18 protein-coding genes and 1 tRNA gene are annotated in these 19,511 nt (G+C 40.9%); 15 read left to right on the plus strand and 4 right to left on the minus strand.

What is annotated here, in order from left to right; translation table 11 throughout:
• On the minus strand, positions 1-313 hold a 313-nt coding region (locus H344_RS21990), incomplete at its 3' end, for an IS1/IS1595 family N-terminal zinc-binding domain-containing protein (RefSeq protein ID WP_026809067.1).
• A 91-nt stretch (positions 314-404) separates the two neighbouring features.
• Positions 405-4,352, minus strand: a complete 3,948-nt coding sequence (locus H344_RS20400; RefSeq protein WP_084148820.1) for a two-component regulator propeller domain-containing protein — start codon at positions 4,350-4,352, stop codon at positions 405-407.
• Between the two features lie 343 nt (positions 4,353-4,695).
• Here H344_RS20400 and H344_RS0114495 point away from each other — a divergent pair.
• Positions 4,696-4,772 (plus strand) — tRNA-Arg (locus H344_RS0114495).
• A 312-nt stretch (positions 4,773-5,084) separates the two neighbouring features.
• On the opposite strand, the gene H344_RS21155 is transcribed toward H344_RS0114495, so the two are convergent.
• Positions 5,085-5,963, minus strand: a complete 879-nt coding sequence (locus H344_RS21155) for a recombinase family protein (RefSeq protein WP_051254341.1) — start codon at positions 5,961-5,963, stop codon at positions 5,085-5,087.
• A gap of 273 nt (positions 5,964-6,236) precedes the next feature.
• Complete coding sequence (locus H344_RS0114505; protein WP_026810971.1) at positions 6,237-7,148, minus strand: helix-turn-helix domain-containing protein; 912 nt, start codon at positions 7,146-7,148, stop codon at positions 6,237-6,239.
• A gap of 168 nt (positions 7,149-7,316) precedes the next feature.
• Here H344_RS0114505 and H344_RS0114510 point away from each other — a divergent pair, with 168 nt between their 5' ends.
• From H344_RS0114510 to H344_RS0114575, 14 genes are all read left to right on the plus strand, one after another.
• Positions 7,317-8,078, plus strand: a complete 762-nt coding sequence (locus tag H344_RS0114510) for a carboxymuconolactone decarboxylase family protein (protein WP_240484992.1) — start codon at positions 7,317-7,319, stop codon at positions 8,076-8,078.
• Positions 8,079-8,082: 4 nt separating this feature from the next.
• The gene (locus tag H344_RS0114515; protein ID WP_026810973.1) at positions 8,083-9,126 is read left to right on the plus strand and encodes an alpha/beta hydrolase; all 1,044 of its coding nucleotides are present in this window, start codon (positions 8,083-8,085) and stop codon (positions 9,124-9,126) included.
• 2 nt (positions 9,127-9,128) lie between these two features.
• Positions 9,129-9,647, plus strand: coding sequence for a cupin domain-containing protein (locus tag H344_RS0114520; RefSeq protein ID WP_034256729.1), 519 nt, complete (start codon positions 9,129-9,131; stop codon positions 9,645-9,647).
• 43 nt (positions 9,648-9,690) lie between these two features.
• A complete protein-coding gene (locus H344_RS0114525) occupies positions 9,691-10,794 on the plus strand; it encodes an alpha/beta hydrolase (RefSeq protein ID WP_026810975.1) in 1,104 nt (367 codons plus the stop codon).
• Between the two features lie 12 nt (positions 10,795-10,806).
• A complete protein-coding gene (locus H344_RS0114530; RefSeq protein ID WP_026810976.1) occupies positions 10,807-11,280 on the plus strand; it encodes a cupin domain-containing protein in 474 nt (157 codons plus the stop codon).
• Between the two features lie 80 nt (positions 11,281-11,360).
• Positions 11,361-11,825 (plus strand): putative quinol monooxygenase, encoded by a 465-nt coding sequence (locus tag H344_RS0114535; RefSeq protein WP_240484993.1) that lies wholly within the window; start codon positions 11,361-11,363, stop codon positions 11,823-11,825.
• A gap of 268 nt (positions 11,826-12,093) precedes the next feature.
• Positions 12,094-12,294, plus strand: a complete 201-nt coding sequence (locus tag H344_RS22160; protein WP_394330146.1) for a hypothetical protein — start codon at positions 12,094-12,096, stop codon at positions 12,292-12,294.
• Positions 12,295-12,320: 26 nt separating this feature from the next.
• On the plus strand, positions 12,321-12,767 hold the full coding sequence (locus H344_RS0114545; RefSeq protein WP_026810978.1) for a nuclear transport factor 2 family protein: 447 nt from the start codon (positions 12,321-12,323) through the stop codon (positions 12,765-12,767).
• A gap of 51 nt (positions 12,768-12,818) precedes the next feature.
• The gene (locus H344_RS0114550) at positions 12,819-14,417 is read left to right on the plus strand and encodes a carboxylesterase/lipase family protein (protein WP_240484995.1); all 1,599 of its coding nucleotides are present in this window, start codon (positions 12,819-12,821) and stop codon (positions 14,415-14,417) included.
• A gap of 44 nt (positions 14,418-14,461) precedes the next feature.
• Positions 14,462-15,586 (plus strand): aldo/keto reductase, encoded by a 1,125-nt coding sequence (locus H344_RS0114555; protein WP_084148822.1) that lies wholly within the window; start codon positions 14,462-14,464, stop codon positions 15,584-15,586.
• 102 nt (positions 15,587-15,688) lie between these two features.
• Positions 15,689-16,012 (plus strand): helix-turn-helix domain-containing protein, encoded by a 324-nt coding sequence (locus tag H344_RS20410; RefSeq protein ID WP_169514975.1) that lies wholly within the window; start codon positions 15,689-15,691, stop codon positions 16,010-16,012.
• Positions 16,009-16,611: a flavodoxin family protein gene (locus H344_RS0114565; RefSeq protein WP_026810981.1), complete on the plus strand. Its 603-nt coding sequence runs from the start codon at positions 16,009-16,011 to the stop codon at positions 16,609-16,611. The genes H344_RS20410 and H344_RS0114565 overlap by 4 nt, the downstream gene beginning before the upstream one ends.
• A gap of 95 nt (positions 16,612-16,706) precedes the next feature.
• Positions 16,707-17,174, plus strand: coding sequence for a (2Fe-2S)-binding protein (locus H344_RS0114570; protein WP_026810982.1), 468 nt, complete (start codon positions 16,707-16,709; stop codon positions 17,172-17,174).
• Positions 17,175-17,192: 18 nt separating this feature from the next.
• Positions 17,193-19,451 (plus strand): xanthine dehydrogenase family protein molybdopterin-binding subunit, encoded by a 2,259-nt coding sequence (locus tag H344_RS0114575; protein WP_026810983.1) that lies wholly within the window; start codon positions 17,193-17,195, stop codon positions 19,449-19,451.
• Positions 19,452-19,511: the final 60 nt, after the last annotated feature.

Here is a 19,511-nt window from a genome sequence, read left to right on the forward strand (position 1 = left end):
TAAGGGCCAAGTAGGCGTCTATCTTGTCCTTCTTGTGCAGCCCCGCCATCCAAGTGCCCGTATATTCGGTAAAGCTTCTCTTGCAGGACTTGCATTTATAGCGCTGTGCACCCTTGTCCTTTCCGAAACGGACATATTTGGTATGGCCACAGTGCGGGCACTCGCCCATCATATTGTCGAGAAGATGTCGGCGGGAGGCCTGTGCCCTTGGACTTCCCGTAGTCACATCGTGCTTTTCGATATCCTTGAGCAATCTCCGCCTGTCCACCAGAGGAAGCGAAAGGATCTTTTGTTTTAATTCTTCTAGTTCCATACCTAAAGATACAAATAATAGCTATTATAAACTAGAGCCGTAACAGAAGATAGTACTGATGTAACGCTTTTACTATTTTAGCACTGTAATCCTAGCCCATAGGAGTTTTTCCAAAGGTTTTTTTATAACATTTAATAAAATAGGAGGGCGAATTAAACCCGGTAGTATAGGCAACTTCTGCGACGGTTATCCCAGGCTTTTTTAAAAGATTTTGTGCTTGTTTTAATCGTTCTAACCGTATAAATGCAGTAGTGCTATATCCTGTTAAGGCCACTAGCTTTCTATGTAATTGCATTCTGCTCATACCTAGCAGCTTGCTAAAATTTTCTGCAGTAAAATTGGAATCCTGTAAATGGGTGTTTAAGATATTTTCCACTTTTGTTAAAAGCTTCTCATCAGTTGTAGTAAAAGCGATCTCCTTTGGTTTAAAAATATTTGCCTTACTATAATGTGCCCGAAGGTTTTTTCTAGATGTAATGATGTTTTCAATTCTTAAAAGGAAGGTTTTAGGATTAAATGGTTTGTTTAAAAATTCATCTGCACCACTTTCTAGACTTGCAACTTCGCTTTCAGAGCCTGTTTTTCCAGTGAGTATTATAATAGGAATATGAGAAGTTTTTTCGTCATTCTTCAGCTTTTGGCATAATTCAATACCATTCTTTTTTGGCATCATAAGGTCGGTAATTATAAGGTCTGGTATCTTTTTAAGTGCCTTTTTAATACCCGTTTCACCATTCTTTGACGTGAGTATTTTGTATTTATCTTCTAGTAGAGAAACCATAAAACTTAATAGTTCCACATTGTCTTCTACTAATAAAATTAACGGCTGGTCTTTTTTTGAAATTGGGTTGGTCTTTTTATGCTCCTTAATTGGTGAATAAGCATCACTTACTTCACCTTCGTAAACAACATTAATCGGGACTTCTATTTTAAAGGTTATTTTTTTATGGTCATTAGAGTAGGAGGCAGTGGCAGATCCTTGAAGATATTCCACCAATTCTTTAACTAAAGAAAGTCCAATTCCAGTCCCCTCGTTGGTATGACTAGCTTGAAAAAACCTTTCAAAAAGTTTATTAGTGTCTTCTTCTAAAACCTTGTTTATATCGTTGGTTACGATTATTACTAAGTTATTGGTTTCTGAAACCTCTGAGGTAAAGGTTATATGACCATTAGTTGAAGTGTATTTGATGGCGTTGCTTAATAGATTGCCTATGATTTTTTCTAAAATATCGGTATCTATTGATACTAAAGGCATAGGTCCCAAAGAGTGTGAAAATAATAGATTATGATTTTTAGCTAGGTATTCATAGGGTTCGAGTAATGATTGGATGAAACCACCCAATTGGATATTTTCTGGATTTAATTTTAAAGATCCGGTATCCAACTTATTCAACTCTAGCATTTGGTTAACAAGATCTAAAAGCCTTTTGGTGTTCTTATCTACTAAGTTGAGGTCCTTTTTTAGACTGGGACTTGGATTATTTTCGAGTTGTTTTTTAATAGGTCCTGTTATTAAGGTTAGTGGGGTCCTAAACTCATGGGAAATGTTGGAATATAATTTTGCTTTAAAATCATTGAGCTCCTTGAGCCTCTCCGTTTCCTGTCTTTCAAATTTTAACTGCATTTTTAAATTCCATCGCCATTTTAAATACCTATAAACCAAATAGATAGTGGTGAGTAACAAAAGAAAGTATATAAGTAGTGCAATGTTATTTAAATACCATGGATCTTTAATCGTAAAACTATAAGAAGCTTCTTCGTTATTCCAAACACCGTCATAATTACTAGACTTAACCCTAAAAGTATAATCCCCTGGAGGTAGGTTGGTATATCTTGCACTATTCTCATTACCGGATTGGATCCAATCTTCATCATGACCAACTAGTTGGAATTGATATTGATTTTTAACAGGCAAAGAGAATTGTAAACTTGCAAATGAAAAAGAAACCGTATTTTGTTTATAGTTTAGTTTTAAATTGGAGATTAGGGGCTTAGAGTTGTTATAGACTTCAAATTTTGTAATTACGGTTTTCGGAAGCACTTCACTAATTTCTATATCCGATGGATTAAACCAATAATAACCTTCCAATCCGCCAAAATATAGGTTGCCATTACTTGCCTTAAAGTATGCTCCTGTATTAAACTCTGTGGCAAGTCCGTCGTAATTGGTATAATTGACAATTTCAGGTTTCGTTTCCAGATTGTCGGGCACATAAAATTGTGTGATACCTCTATTGGAGCTTAACCATAGATTATTTTGTTCATCGGGTAATATGGCATAGATCACATCATTTGCAAGTCCATCATTAGTGGTGTAATTATAAAATTTATTGTTAACTATATCAAAGGCACTAAGCCCACTACCGTTAGTACCAATCCATAAAGTGCCCTTATTGTTATAATACAAAGATTTTATCTGATTGCTGGCAAGAGAGTTTTTGTTATTAGGATCATGAGTGTAGGTTGTTGTAGTGTTGGTTTTTAGGTCTATTCTACATATTCCGTTGTCTTGTGTGCCTACCCATAGAAATTGACCTGCTTCCTTTACAATAGCTCTAATATTATTGGAAGGAAGTCCATTATTAGAATTACTTTTTTCAAATCTATTTAAAACCCCTTGCTTTTTATTCACCTTAAAGAGTCCGGCCTCTCGTGTCCCTATCCATATATTTTGATCAGTATCATTAAGCAAGCACCAAATGGTAAAATTTTCTAGACTTTTTAGGGTGGGATAATTAATAATCTGCTCATTTACATCCATGATATGTAGGCCACCCTCTTGTGTTCCAATCCATAGATCTCCGTCATTAGCACTGAGGAGGCTCACTATTCTATTAGATCTAAGTCCTTTTTTATTATCCGTTTGATAGGTTGTCCATTCATTTTTTTTTGGTGAATATCTCGATAGTCCCTTTCCGCTTGTTCCAATCCACACATTATTTTGGGCATCTAGGGCTATAGATCTTACGACATCTATATTAACATTCTCTGGAGTTTGAAAATTAATTACGGAGTTGAATTTTTCCAATTGGGCGTCGTAATAGTTTATCCCAGCACCGTCTGTTCCAAACCATAGTGTTCCGGTGTAGTCTTCATATATACTTAATATATCTTTGTACTGAATGGCTTTTGGATTATGTTTTTCTGGTAGGTATTGATTTAATTGACTCTGTGCAATGTCAATTCTAAAAAGCCCATCCCCATAGGTACCTATCCATAATTGGTTTTTAGAATCTAGCAACATGGTAATCACATAGATAGAATTGAGGCTGTTATTAACGTCGTCAATAAAGATATCAGGTCTTTTAAATTGGGTTTCTTCAGACTCCTTATACCAAACTCCACTCCCAAAAGTCCCAATCCATTGATTGTTTTCATGGTCAAAAAGAATAAAGCTATAATTGGTATTAGAATTTTCTTGCCCATCAGGATAATAGTAGTGTAACTTTTCTGGTTGTGAAGGGTCTAATTTTAAAATATACTTCTCACAGCTAAGCCATAAATTGCCTAATCTGTCCTGGGTTATGGCGTTTATAGCACTAACCACATCAGGAGTTAGTATTTGTTGCATCTCTTTGGTGGTGAAGGAGTGTCTATAGAGGCCAGTAGTATAACTCCCGAACCACAGATTATTTTGTTGGTCTTCAAAGATGGTACTAGCATCTTCTATCCCTATAATCGGTTCAAATTTGTTGTTGGATTGATTTAATTTATGCGGGATTTGCGATATGGGGATAGTCCACAACTCATCCTGACTATCTACAAACACCTTTCCCAATTTACTATAGGTAGTATTGGTTATATCCTTAAAGTACAGGTTGTATTTTGTAAAGCTTCTTCCATCATATTTATTCAATCCATCTTGGGTAGCAATCCATAAGAACCCCGCTTGGTCTTGAGTAATAGAAATAGCAGAGTTTTGTGATAAGCCATCTTTAACAGATAATTGTCGGAATGAAACCTGTTTCTGGGAATAGACAAAAAAGCAACAAAAAAGAAATAGGTAGTTTACAAAAACTCTGAGGTGATTTATAATCATCTGATGCCTTCTTTATTTACTAATTTGAATGTCCTGTAGCAAAGGAGATATTAATTTATGAAGAAAAAATCATTTTAATCTATATGATGAAGTAAAAAATGATTTAGAGTAAATTACTTTGATAGAAAAATGATGAGATTGATGAGGTTTATTGTAAAATATTGAGTTACAAAGGGTTTGATTATTAAAATAATGTTTGTTTTCATGTAATGAATAAGGGCTATATGGTCGATTAAAATTTAGAATAAAAGAGTTTGAATTTTTTTGCAAATAAATTTGCGCAATAACTAATGTTAATTGTATATTTGCAGCCGCTAAAGATGACTATTTATCCAAAGCAAATGGTGGCATAGCTCAGCTGGATAGAGCACCTGCCTTCTAAGCAGGCGGTCGAAGGTTCGAATCCTTCTGCCATCACCAGTAAAATAAAGGCTTCAGAGATGTTTTATCTTTGAAGCTTTTTTATTTGCACTCAATTTGCACTCAAAAACTGGCTTTATATGGGTCATTGTGGCTTGATTTGATGAGGATCAAGCCTGAATTCTGGGTATTTGGATATTTATGCAAATACATGAGTTAGCCTAAACAGGTAGAATTTGGATTAAATACAGTATTGGGGATTTAAATATTATGTGAAAAATTTGGCTATTCAATGGTGGAAGAAAAAGCTGTATTTTTTTTTCAAAAATCAAGATACAAAGCATTTATCAGCAAATATGACTGGCTCGGCCTCTATCCTAAAGGGCTCGTATCCTTATTTGAACCTTTCGTACTCGTTCTTAAATTCCAAAAAAAAATAGGATGGATTCTTTCAGCGATACTTTTAATTTCGAAATATTTGAAAATTTCTTTTTCGGATTTAGTAGGAAACTTTCCGTCCCTTACTATTTCCCTTGCTAAATCTCCAATTGGTGTATCCAATTTACAACGGTCATTAATAATCTTGAAAACCTTTTTGTTGTGAGTTCCACAAAAGGCGCCATCAACTGGTTGCTCTTTATCCCATAGGATATTTCTGCAGATTACACAATTCCTTCGGCCCCTATAGGCTAAATATTTATTTAGGGTCCGTTTGGAGCGCACTTCAATTAATATTATGATATCCTCACCCGATAAATCGTACTTTCGATAATAATTTTCAGCAAGTATTGCCTTGAGTATTGCTTCTTCGCCGAGTCCCGGTTTTCTTCCTAGTCTAATTCCTTTACTTCTTGAACTTTCGAGCCTAGCCATAGTTCTTTCAATGATAAGATCCAACTTAAATTGTGCAAAGGCACCAAAAATGGCAAATACAAATTTCCCATGAGGGGACTTTGTATCTATAAAAGGCTCCTGAAGGCTTTTAAAATTGATGCTCTTATCATTAAAGTCTTCCATTAGCTTTATTAGATGGGTAAGGCTTCTGGCCATGCGATCCATTTTCCAGACAATTAAAGTATCTCCCTCTCTTAATCTTGGTAGTAATTCATCAAGACCTTTTCTCTTGGCCGTTACTCCTGAAACTATATCCGAGAAAATATTCTTACGGAGCACATTCTCCTTTAATAGCGCATTCACTTGTAAATCCAATTTTTGTGTTTTGCAACTAACTCTAACATATCCAAAATCCATCCTGGGCATTTAAAGGGTGAAAATTGCGAACCAAATAAAAATACGGGAAAAATGAACTATGTTCATTCTGAGCATCAAAAAGAACTTATCTATTATTGATTAGATCAAACGGTCGTTTATGTATGCTTTATAAGTTCTGTAAAAGTTGAATTACCGGGATTACCAAAAGGGAGCGGGAACAACAGGCAGTTGTTGCGAAGGTATGGTATCGATTCACAAAACGGCCATCTTAAGGGTCATTGGAAAATATACCGAATATCGCCGTAATGCCAATCAATTCAAATTCCGAAACTCACTGGGCGAATGCCCTACCTTCTGTTTAAAGAACCTGGTAAAATGTTGTGGATATTTAAAACCTAATTCATACGCTATCTCACTGACCGACTTGTTGGGGTGGAATACCCGTTCCTTGGCAACTTCGATCAATTTGTTCTGAATATACTCCTGAGCCGATTTTCCGGTTTCCTTTTTCACTAGATCCCCAAAATAATTAGGAGAAAGATGCAAGTGATCCGCAAAATAACTAACCGAGGGAGTACCGTATTTTTGCGGTTTATCGGATGAGAAGTATTGGGTCAGCAAATCCTTGAATTTTTCCAAGGAACCTGTGTTTGCAATTTCCCGCGTTAGAAATTGACGATCGTAAAAACGGGTACAATAATCCAAAAAGAGCTCGATGTTGGCCACGATCAACTTTTTGCTGTGCTTGTCCAAATTCTGCTCCAGTTCAAACTGTATTTTTTCAAATAGACTTAGAATCACTTTCCGTTCTTTGGCCGATAGGTGCAATGCCTCATTGCTTGAATAGGAGAAAAAACTGTAGCTATGTATTTTTTTTCCCAATTCAGTACCCAGTAACAAGTCTGGATGAAATAGCATCGCATAGCCCTTGGGCACGTAATCAGGGTCGAATCCGCTTAGTTCGATGGTCTGGTCGGGAGCCATAAAAACAAGGGTGCCCTCGTCATAATCGTAGGGTTTGCCTCCGTAACGAATTTTGCATCCCTTGGCATCCTTCAAGAAAATGGCATAGCAATTATAATGGAAGGCATCATATGATCTGTTCTCATAACCTTCTTTGTTTACGTCCTCAAAATCAACAATACCCACTAGAGGGTGCAACACCTCTTGTTTTCTTAAATTAAGGTAATCGCCTACGGTATCGATGTGCAGTACATTTTTCATTGACCTCTAGTTTTTTGTTAAAGATAAGCCATTGATTACAAGTAATTAAAACAGTTATGGTGAAATCCGTAATAGTGGTAGGTATATCCGTAATTAGGGTAAGTCCGTTTGCTTTATGACCTACTATCTTTGTAGGTAACCAAAACGACTAATAAAAAATAGGGTATTATGGGAATCAAAATGTTTACTTTGAGTCGGCTTAGATCAAATGTCTTTCTTACACTGGTCATGGCGTTTCTAGGTTCTACAAACCCCGTGAAAGCGCAATCGAACGCTAACGCAAGCATGAATTTGGATGCCAAACAACAATCCATAATTACCATTGCATCGTTGACCGCAAAAGGCGATCTGGATAATTTGGAAATCGCTTTGGTAGAAGGTCTGGAAGCTGGATTGACCATAAATCAAATCAAGGAAGTCATGGTGCACCTATATGCCTACTGCGGATTTCCGAGGAGTCTGCGCGGTTTGCGTACTTTAATCAAAGTGCTGGACGACCGCAGGGCAAAAGGAAAAGAGGACACTTTGGGTGCGGAAGCTGCCCCAATAGAAGATAATCGTACAAAATACGAACGGGGCAAAGCGAATTTGGAAACCTTGGTACAGGCCAAATTGGACGGTCCTCCGGCCGATTATGCCCAATTCGCCCCGATTATCGAAGTCTTTTTGAAGGAGCATCTGTTTGCGGATATTTTCGACAGAGACATTTTGGATAATCGGCAAAGGGAACTGGTCACGGTTTCCGTTCTGGCAACCATCGGCGGTGTGGAGCCTATGCTGCATTCGCACATGAACATCTGTTTGATTCAAGGAATTACGCCAATTCAATTAAAGGAATTGATGGATGTGGTGGGGAAAAATGTAGATCAAGAAAAAATCGATTCGGCCAAAAAAGTATTGAACGAATTATTGGAATCTAAAAAGCAGTAAGGAAATGAAATATTTAGGATTATTTATTTTAATGAGTATGCTATCAATACATCAGACGATTAGGGCACAAAGCGAGAAAAATCCTTTTGGATTGGTATATGAGGGAGCAATTACGGAGAATGTGGATGGAAAAGTCAACATACTTCCCGTTAGGTATAAACTGAACGGAATCGATATTGCGGCAAATGTTTATACACCAGCTAATTATGACCGAACAAAGAAATATCCGGCAATAACAATTGCACATCCTAACGGAGGGATAAAAGAACAGACAGCAGGCCTATATGCACAGCATTTGGCAGAGGCCGGTTATATTACCATTACGGCAGATGCTGCCTATCAGGGTGCAAGTGGGGGCCAGCCACGCCATATGGACAAACCCCAATTTCGTACAGAAGATATCCGAGGAATGGCCGATTTTATTTCACAGTATCCTGGGGTCGATAGAGAACGTTTAGGTGCTTTGGGCATTTGTGGCGGCGGAGGCTATACGTTGAAAGCGGTTCAATCCGATAAACGGTTAAAAGCGGTAGCCACCTTGAGTATGTTCAATACAGGAATTGTACGAAAAAATGGGTTTTTAAATTCGCAGGTTGCAACCATTCAAGAAAGACTTCAGCAAGCCTCGGATGCAAGAGCACAGAATGCTTCGGGCGGCGAGATTGTTTATTCTGGTGTGGACGGGATTACCGAGGATGAATTAGCAAAAGTTGAAACGCTTTTTTATCGGCAAGGCTATGAATATTATTTTAGAACCCACGCCCACCCTAATTCGACATTTCTTTACACCACCAGCAGTTTAATGGATTTAATGTCTTGGGATGCCACCTACAATATTGACCTAATAGACCAACCTTTATTAATGATCGCAGGTAGCGATGCCCAAACATTATATTTGACCTTGGATGCCTTTCCAAAGGCGACCAATGCGAAAAACAAGGAATTATTTCTTATTGAAGGTGCTACACATATAGAAACCTATTGGAAACCTGAATATGTAATCCAGGTAATGGATAAATTAGTTACCTTTTATCAAAAAAACATATAATAATGTACAACCCACCGCTAAAAACTGTATTAATTGCAATAAGTATCATTGCCGTCTCTATTTCCTGCAAAGAACAAACCAGTTCCGAAACACAAAGTATTGAAGCGGGATCGGTGATGCCAGAACAGGAAGCATCCCTTATTTTTACAAAAGGCAACAAAATAACCAACAACAATTTTGTAGGAACGGCCTATGTGAGCATGCTCATCAGTGCGGATAGTTTAAATCAAACCTACGTAGGCAATGTGACCTTTGAACCGGGCGCACGTACCAACTGGCACTCCCATCCCTCGGGGCAAATTATTTTGGTAGTCGAAGGAAAAGGATATTATCAGGAAAAAGGAGGTCCCAAACGGGTTTTACTAAAAGGAGATGCCATAAAATGTCCGCCAAATGTCCCGCATTGGCATGGGGCCAGTAGCGATAGTGAATTCATACAATTGGCGATTTCAAGTAGCGAAAATGGACCCACAGAATGGCTGGAGCCCGTTTCGGAAGAGGAATATAATGCAAAATACTGATCGAATAACTTTAATGGGAGTAGCATCCTATAACATCAAAAACATGAACAGCGTACTAGTACATTTAAAAACCAATCTTTTTTTTACGTTAGGGAGTATCTTTTTATGGGTGTTCTTAGGCCATGCTCAAAACCATCCCATATCCATTCTAGAACAAGGCAGTTTTGCCGTTGGCGGGACGGTAAAGATCAGTCCAGGAACTTTTGACCCTATCGCCCACGGGGCATTCAATCCCACAGATCAAAGTACGGAGGGCCAGACATTGCACGGGGATCATGCCACGGTATTTTACCAAATTCCTGTAGCTGCCAGGGATTTGCCCCTAGTGTTCTGGCACGGCTATGGCCAGTCCATGCGCACTTGGCAAAGCACCCCTGACGGTAGGGAAGGCTTTCAGAGCATTTTCCTAAGAAAAGGCTTCCCGGTCTATTTGCTAGACCAGCCCAGACGAGGCCTGGCAGGGCAAAGTTTGGAACCCAGCACATTGCAAGCCAGGACAGAAGACCAGCTTTGGTTCGGTATATTCAGGATGGGCCAAGGAACCGAATTTTATCCGGAAATACAATTTTCAAAAGATCCCGAAGCACTCGATCAGTTCTTTCGTCAGAGCACACCGGATACCGGGCCGTTGGATATCGATCTTAACATCCATGCGGTTTCGGCCTTGTTTAACAGAATAGGCGATGGCATTTTGGTAACCCACTCCCATAGCGGAGGGCAAGGATGGCTTACCGCCTTGGAAAATGAGAACATCAAAGCTATTGTATCTTATGAACCCGGTAGTAATTTTGTTTTTCCCGAGGGCAAGGTGCCAGAACCCATATCGTATGTTGGGGGTATATTACGGGCCCGTGGTGTGGCCATGGAGGAATTTAAAAAGTTGACCAAAATCCCTATTGTGATATACTATGGCGATTATATCCCGGAAACCGAAGTGGAAAATCCCGGCCAAGAACAATGGCGCGCAGCCCTTTCGATGGCTCGAAAGTGGACCAAGGCCGTTAACGGGGCAGGCGGTGATGTTACTCTGGTGGTGTTGCCGGAAAAAGGAATAAAAGGCAATACGCACTTTCCCATGTCCGACCTAAACAATCAAGAAATAGCCGATTTGATGTATGAGTGGCTTTCAACAAAAGAATTAAACTAAAAAGTATAAAAAATGAAAAATCTGATCAAAACAGTACTATTTATGGTTCCCGCATGCATTTTTGCCCAACATAACGATTACGAAATCTCCTCGTATAATACCAAGGGCACCAAAGCTCCCAACACACATTATATTGGCGTGGCTTGGCTGAACGGCCTATTGGAGGCCACCGATGAAACGGACTTTAATATCACAAAGGCCACCTTTAAGGCAAATTCCACTTTGGATTGGCATAAGCACTCCTCATCGCAGGTATTGATCTACGTTGACGGCGAGGGATACTATCAGGAAAGAGGAAAAGACCCTGTAATACTTAAAAAAGGGGATGTGATCAAATGTGAGAAGGGCATAGAGCACTGGCACTCATCTACCAAGGAAAGCGATGTTACCTATTTAGCAATTTATGGCGGAGAACAGCCTACAACTTGGACCGAAGTGGTTACCCAAGAATATTATGATAGCGTAGCAAAGAAACTCAAGAAATAAGTCCTTTTAAATAAGGTTGCTTTTTCTATAATCAAATGCCTTCAGAATGTTAATGTGGAAGTGGCCCATTTGATGGCGGAATGGTAAAAGGAAAAAGGACTACACAAAGCACTAAAGAACGTATGGGATATCAAAAAATAAATTTGATTTTAATGTTGTTGTTTTTGTCGATCAATTCCTTTGGTCAAGAATCAAAACACGATTCCAACAAGGAAGAAATGATAATCCGGATAGCGGAAATCGAAATCGATTCCGCTTCTATACAGGAATATATGGCCATTCTTAAGGAGGAAGCGAAGGCATCCGTACGTCTAGAGCCGGGCGTTATTTCCATTTTTCCCATGTTCGAAAAAGAGCATCCCACCAAGATACGGATATTGGAAATCTATGCCAGCAAAGCGGCCTACGAATCCCATCTGAAAACCCCTCATTTTCAAAAGTACAAAACATCTACCTTCAAGATGGTAAAGAGTTTAAAACTTATAGACATGGAAGCCATCGATTCAGAATCAATGCCCGTAATTTTCAATAAACTGAATCACTAATATTTAATACAGTACACATGAGAACCCTGATAACTGGAATATTAGTATTGTTATTAAGCGCACCTTCCTTCGCCCAGGATGCTGTAATCGAACAAGAAATCAAGGCCCTCTCCAAAGCCTAATGGCAATGGATGTCCGAAAAGAATGTGGACAAGCTTGCAAAACTGTTTCATGATAAGTCCCGGTTTGTACTCATGAGCGGATCAAGGAAAAAGACAGGGAACCAGAAATTATTGAAACTGGAAGTATTTGGAATAAAAATGCCGATATACACGATGTTGTCGTGAAAGTTTTTGACGAAAATACCGTTGTCCTTTGGAACCGAATTACGTTAATGGCCCGTGTACGTGGCCAATATGTGTCCAATGAATTTACGGTGACCGAATTCTATAGAAAGGAAGGGAGTAATTGGAAATTGCTGGACCTAACGTTCAGCAGCGTTCGTGATACCCATGAAATTGCGCATTAATACTTCAGAACAAATAATTTATAAAAATGAACAGGAAAATAATACTAAGTCTATTGGTCATGCTCATCACAGGAAAAGTCGCCCTTGCCCAATCGACTGATTTAGAAAAGGAAATCAGAGAGCTGTCCATTCATAAATGGCAATGGATGGCCGATAAGGATGCCGATAAATTGGAAGGCCTTTTTCATGATAAAGCCAAGTTCGTCCACATGGGCGGCACATGGGGAAAGGACCGCGAAGTAGAAATCATTAGAGGTGGGTTCATCCACTATAAAAAAGCTGATGTCCATGAAGTCATGGTCGAAGTCTTGAATGATAATACCGTTATACTTTGGAACCAAATTACACTCTTGGCCGTAGTAGGCAGTAATGAAGTGACCAATCCCTTTATGGTAACGGAGGTTTATGTAAAGGAGGATAACACTTGGAAATTGGCCGATCTGACCTTTAGCAAAACAATGACAAGGGAATAACTTGAACAACGCAACTTAATAAACACTCAAATGAAAAAATACATATTAGGATTGTTGGTACTCCTTGGAGTTACTATTTCCGCGCAAGAAAGTACACCCAAAGTAAAGACCGAATTAGGGGTAATTAGAGGCGTCTATGAAGATGGTGTTGATAGCTTTAAAGGAATACCCTTTGCGGCTCCTCCAGTTGGTGAGTTTCGTTGGAGAGCCCCTCAACCATTATCCCCCTGGGAAGGTGAATTGGATGCTACGGAGTACGGTGCAAACTGCGCACAGTCCGGATGGGGCGGTGCCCCGGGAACCATTAGTGAAGGTTCATCCGAAGATTGCCTGTACCTCAATGTGTGGAAACCTTCTGATGCAAATACGGGTGCGAACCTGCCAGTCATGGTTTGGATTCATGGTGGAGGCTTCGTTGGTGGAAGTGGTTCCGGAGCTGGAATCGCGGGTGATGAATTTGCGAAGAAGGGAGTGGTTTTAATCACCTTCAATTACCGTTTGGGGCGTTTGGGCCATTTTGCATTTCCAGCGTTGAGTGCCGAACATCCTGAAGAATATAAAGGCAGTTACGCCTATATGGACCAAATTGCAGCACTGCAATGGGTGCAAAAGAACATTGCTGCTTTTGGTGGTAATCCTGATAATGTGACCATTTTCGGCTTTTCCGCAGGTGGAGTATCCGTACACTCTTTAGTGACGATTCCAGATGCGAAGGGACTTTTCCATAAGGCCATAAGTGAATCCGGCGGAGCCCGTGATGGGGTACTTACCGGTAGGCTTATACAGGAAGAAAATGCCTCCCCTTTTTATCCCGTTTCCGCGGAGACCATTGGAATTAACTTTGCCAAAAAACAGGGTATTGAGGGTACGGATGCCGATGCCTTGGCCAAGTTACGTGCATTGCCGGTGGAAAAAATTGTGGATGGCGGTCAGGAAACGGATGGTGAAGGGGGGCCAAGAACGTATTCAGGACCTATTTTGGACGGTTCGTTGGTGGTAGAAACAGCTGAAAGTGCCTACAACGCTGGTAGACAAATGCAAATACCATTGATAATCGGTTCTAACAGCGCCGAAATAGGGGGTAGTTTTGTCAACAACAGTAAAACAAAAGAAGAACTGTTTTCACTTTTTGGCGATTTTAAGGAAGAAGCCAAAGCGGCCTATGATCCTGATGGCAATAAAGAATTTGAAGAGGTGATCACCAAGTTCAATACCGATTGGGTCTGGGGAGAACCCGCACGTTTTACCGCCAGGGCTTTCGCGGATCAAGGTGAACCCACGTTTATTTACCATTTTGGTTTTGTACCCGAACCTATGAGGGAAAGAATGAAATATGGTGCCGGCCATGGTTCCGAAGTAGGCTATGTGTTTAATAATCTTGATGCACGTTGGGGTAATCCAGAGACAACTCCGGAAGATAAAAAAGTGGCGGAACTTATGAACGGATACTGGGTAAATTTCGCCAAGACCGGAAACCCGAATGGAGATGGATTACCAAACTGGCCAGTCTATACTAAAAATGAAGGTGAAATCATGGATATACAGTTAGATGGTGAAGCCGTTGGAAAACCAGACCCAAGAAAAGCCAGATTGGATGTCGTTGAAAAGGGTGTCAAACTTAGAAACAAACTACAATCACGAGGAATTTAGTCCATTTATTGGGTTTTAAAATATTACGATAACAGCATATTGGTATGGAAAAGAAAAGTAATTCAGTAAACAGAAGAAATTTTATTTCGAAATCCGCCCTTTTGGGAGCAGGTATAGTGGCAGGCCCAATGGCCTTTGCCAATGAGAAAAATTCACCTGGTACAATTGAGGGTTTAAAAGCAGCTTCCAACCCTGAAAAGCGAATGTTGGGCGCATTGGAAGTATCGCCAATTGGGTTGGGTTGTATGAGCATGAAAAGTGGCAGCTACAATCCACCAAGAGATACCAAGGATATGATTCCCGTAATTCGTGGGGCTTATGATTTGGGCGTTACCTTTTTTGATACTGCCGAAGTGTACGGCCCATTTACTGATGAGGAATTAGTAGGTGAGGCACTGCAACCTATTAGAGACAACGTGGTCATTGCCAGTAAATTTGGGTTTGACTTTTCAAATGGAAAAAGGGCAGGTAGAAATAGCAAGCCAGAGCATATTAAAAGCGCTGTAGAGGGCATGTTGAAACGCCTTCGTACCGATCGTATCGATTTGTTGTATCTGCATCGTTTGGATCCAAACGTTCCGATTGAGGACGTTGCCGGAACGGTTAAGGATTTGATCAAGGAAGGGAAGGCGCTCCATTTTGGACTTTCCGAAGTTTCACCAACGACCATACGAAAGGCCCATGCAGAGCAGCCCGTTGCTGCCCTTCAGAGCGAATACTCCATTATTCAGCGTGCCCTTGAAAATGAAGTAATAGATACCTGTGGAGAATTGGGCATAGGGTTCGTGCCATGGGGACCGGTATGTCGTGGATTTTTAGGCGATAAGTTTAACGAGCATAGCCGTTTTTCTAGTGACTCCCGCTTATCTCAAGTGCCCTATTTTACACCGGAAGCTATTGAAGCTCACATGGAGGTGCTCAGGCTGGTACGCGAATGGGGTCGAAAAAAGGATGCCACTCCGGCCCAAATAGCATTGGCGTGGGTCATGGCACAAAAACCTTTTATTGTTCCTATTCCAGGAACTACGAAACTGCATCATGTGAAACAGAACCAAGGTGCACTGAACGTTACTTTTTCCGATACGGAATTAAAGGAATTCAGGAATGCTTTGGAAAAGATACAACTGGTAGGTGTCCGTGGGCCGGAAACTGCCTTGGTAGATCAATAGAAGAATACGTCAAAAAAAACTGTAGTTATCGATATTGAAAATATGGATTCGTCCCTCTCAACAAATCAAAAAACCTATATTCAAATAGCCCAAAATTTTTTGATGCAACTGAGCGGACAATTCCCCATTACAGAGGACACACAACCCATAAAGTTGTGCAAAGCCTCAGATTTTGCAGATATTTTAAATATTCATGTAAATCACTTGAATAGGTCCGTCAAGTTGTATACTGGAAAAACGACTACCCAAAATATAAATGAACGTTTTATTCAGGAAGCAAGGGCATTGCTCAAAAGAAATGACTGGTCAATTACTACCATAGCTACAGTCTTAGGATTTAGGGAAGTAAATCATTTTAGCACCTTTTTTAAAAAACATGTAGGACATACGCCAACAGATTTCAGAAAATTGAAAATTAAAAAATGATAATATCTCGTTTACTATTTATTATTTTCTTGGTATCCGGATGGTGTAGTGCCCAAGAGTACGAGAATAAAGCGGACAACATATTGATTGTCTATTTATCAAGAACAAACAATACTAAGGTTGTGGCCGAAATGATCCATGAAAATGTGGGCGGTGATCTGGTGGCACTGGAATTAAAAAATCCTTATCCGCAAAACTACAAGTCGATTGTGGCACAAGTGGCAGAAGAAAATCGTAACGGGTTTCTTCCGCCCCTTAAAACACATATAAATATGGACAAGTATGATACCGTTTTTTTAGGCTTTCCCACATGGGGAATGCAACTACCTCCACCAATTAAAAGCTTTTTGACCCGGCACGACCTTAAGGATAAAACACTCATTCCTTTCAACACCAATGCGGGGTACGGTATTGGCAGTAGCTTTCGAACGGTGGAAAGCCTTTGCTCTGATTGCAACATTTTAGAAGGGTTTTCGGTAACCGGGGGTATTGAGAGGGATGGAATTTACTTGGCCATAAAAGGGAACCGTAAAGTAGATGTGAAAGAATTACTTGTGGAATGGCTTGAGAATCTTAAACCATTGACTGTCAAAAACTAAAACATGTGGGATTTTGACATAGTAGATTAAAAATGTTTGAATTTCGTAGGCAACAGCCAATATATAATCTTTATTTTTAAGTAAATTTTTTAAAAATGGCAATATTCAATTTAAATATCAACGGATCGGAACACAGTGTAGAGGTAGATCCCAACACTCCGATGCTTTGGGTTCTTAGGGACCACCTAAAATTGGTCGGTACAAAATATGGGTGCGGTATCGCACAATGCGGTGCCTGTACTATACATTTGGGCAATAGCGCGGTACGCTCGTGCCAATTGCCGATTTCGGTGGTGGCCAATCAAAAAATAACGACTATCGAGGGCCTGTCCGAAAACGGCGACCATCCCGTACAAAAGGCATGGTTGGAGATCGATGTCCCCCAATGCGGGTACTGTCAAGCGGGACAGATCATGACCGCCTCGGCTTTGCTTAACCAGAATCCGAATCCTTCGGACACAGAAATCGAAACAGCCATGGACGGGAACATCTGTCGCTGCGGAACGTACACGCGTATCAAAAAAGCAATTCAACTGGCGGTGGCTAACCAAAACCTTTCCTAATCCAAAAAATACAACACTATGACACTTGTAAAGACCAAAATCGGAAGAAGGGCCTTCATCAAAAACACCAGTCTGGCGGGAGGTGGTTTAATCCTCGGCTTTAGCATTTTCAACTCCTGTAAGCCCAAAGAAGCAGAGAAGTTAGTGGTACAGGAAATGCCCAAGGAATGGTTCGAAATAAATTCCTACCTCAAAATAGGGGATAATGGACTAGTAACCATTATGGCGCCCAACCCAGAATTTGGGCAAGGGGTTATCACATCCATGCCCATGATCGTAGCCGATGAACTTGATGTTGCATGGAAGGAAGTACTGGTGGAACAGGCTAATTTCGACACAGAATCGTATGGATGGCAATTTACGGGAGGAAGCCAAGGTATCCGCCGCCGATGGGAAGGTCTCCGTATGGCCGGGGCCACCGCAAAACAAATGTTGAAGGAAGCCGCTGCCCAGATCTGGCAGGTCTCGGTGTCCGAGATCACCGTTTCCGAAGGTGTTTTGCGCCATAAGGCCTCAGGTAATTCCGCCGGGTACGGAGAAATGGCTTCAGTTGCAGCAAAACTAGAGGTTCCCAAAGAAGTTCCCTTGAAGGAGGTAAAGGACTTCACCATTATTGGAAAATCAAAAAAGAGTGTCGAAAACCAAAAGATCGTTACGGGCAAGCCGCTCTTCGGTCTAGATTATCAGTTTGAAAATAGTTTAATTGCCATGGTCGAGCATCCGCCTGCATTTGGCCTAAAGTTAAAATCCTTCGATGCAGCCGAGGTAGGCTCCATGCCCGGTATTGTGGACGTGTTCTCCATAAAGACCCTTGAAGATGATTTTAAACGCGGTTATTTTGACACCAACGCCTTTACAGATCTCATTGCGATTGTGGGTAAAAGCACTTGGGAGGTCATGAACGCCAAAAAGAAATTAAAAGCGGAATGGGAGCCTATTGCCGATTCCACCTACAAAATGGATCGTTTTGGTACGGAAGTAGACGTGGAGGTACCCAAAGGATTGGAGAGTACGGATGAACACTACAAAAAAATGAAGGTAATGGCCGCAAAACCGGGTACCATGGTCCGTAAGGATGGTAATCCGGAAGCCGCCTTCAAGAAAGCGGCCAAGATCATTGAAAGAACCTATACCTGTCCTTTTCTCGCCCATAACTGCATGGAGCCCATGAACTTCTTTGCCCACGTGACCGATGAGGGAGCAAAACTCGCCGGCCCCCTACAGGCACCTGGCCTAACTGGTCCTACCGTGGCCGCTCGTTTGGGAATGCCTGTAGAAAGAGTCGATATTGAGCTGACCCGCATGGGAGGAGGATTTGGAAGAAGGGCTTACGGACATTATGCTGTTGAAGCAGCACTTATCTCCCAACAGGCCAAAGCACCTATAAAGTTGATTTACAACCGTGAGGATGATATGACCGCTGGTATTTATCGTCCCTCCTATCATGCCACCTACAAAGCGGCATTGGACGAAAACAATAACTTGGTCGCATTTCATGTAAAAGCGGGAGGAATCCCAGAAACCCCACTGTTCGCCAACCGATTTCCCGCCGGGGCGGTAGACAATTATCTTGCCGAACAATGGGCGATCAATTCCAACATCACTATTGGGGCTTTTAGGGCACCGCGGTCCAATTTTATGGCCGGGGTGGAACAGGCTTTTTTGGATGAAGTCGCCGAAGCCGCAGGCAAAGATCCAATCGACTTTAGATTGGAACTTCTGGAAAGGGTAAAGAACGATCCAGTAGGTGAAAACAATGAGTACGAACCGAATAGATTGGCTGGAGTGCTAAAGTTGGTCCGTGAGAAATCAAATTGGTCTCAAGCACCTTCAGGAACACATCGGGGCGTATCGGCCTACTTCTGCCATAATAGTTACGCGGCCCATGTGGTAGATGTGGTAATGGAGGGCGATGTCCCAAAAGTAGAAAAAGTAGTCTGTGCTGTTGATTGTGGCATTGTGGTAAACCCCGATGCAGCTGCCAACATGACCGAAGGAGCCATTGTTGACGGAATTGGCAATGCCATGTACGGGGAGTTAACCTTTAATGAAGGCCAAACCGAGCAGAAAAATTTTGACCGATACAAAATAATCCGTTATAGTGAAACGCCAAATAAGATAGAAGTCCATTTTGTACGGAACGAAATCGACCCAACGGGATTAGGCGAACCTCCGTTTCCACCTGTTTTTGGAGCGTTGGCCAATGCACTTTATAAAGCTACGGGAGAACGTCTTTACCATCAGCCCTTTATTTCCCGAAAACAGGTGATAGGCTGATCTGCTTTTATTTGCATTGCATTGAAGGATGGCTTCTATTGTTAAGTCTAAGAACTGGTA

It is taken from the genome of Arenibacter latericius DSM 15913 (genome assembly GCF_000424985.1).
Lineage (GTDB): Bacteria > Bacteroidota > Bacteroidia > Flavobacteriales > Flavobacteriaceae > Arenibacter > Arenibacter latericius.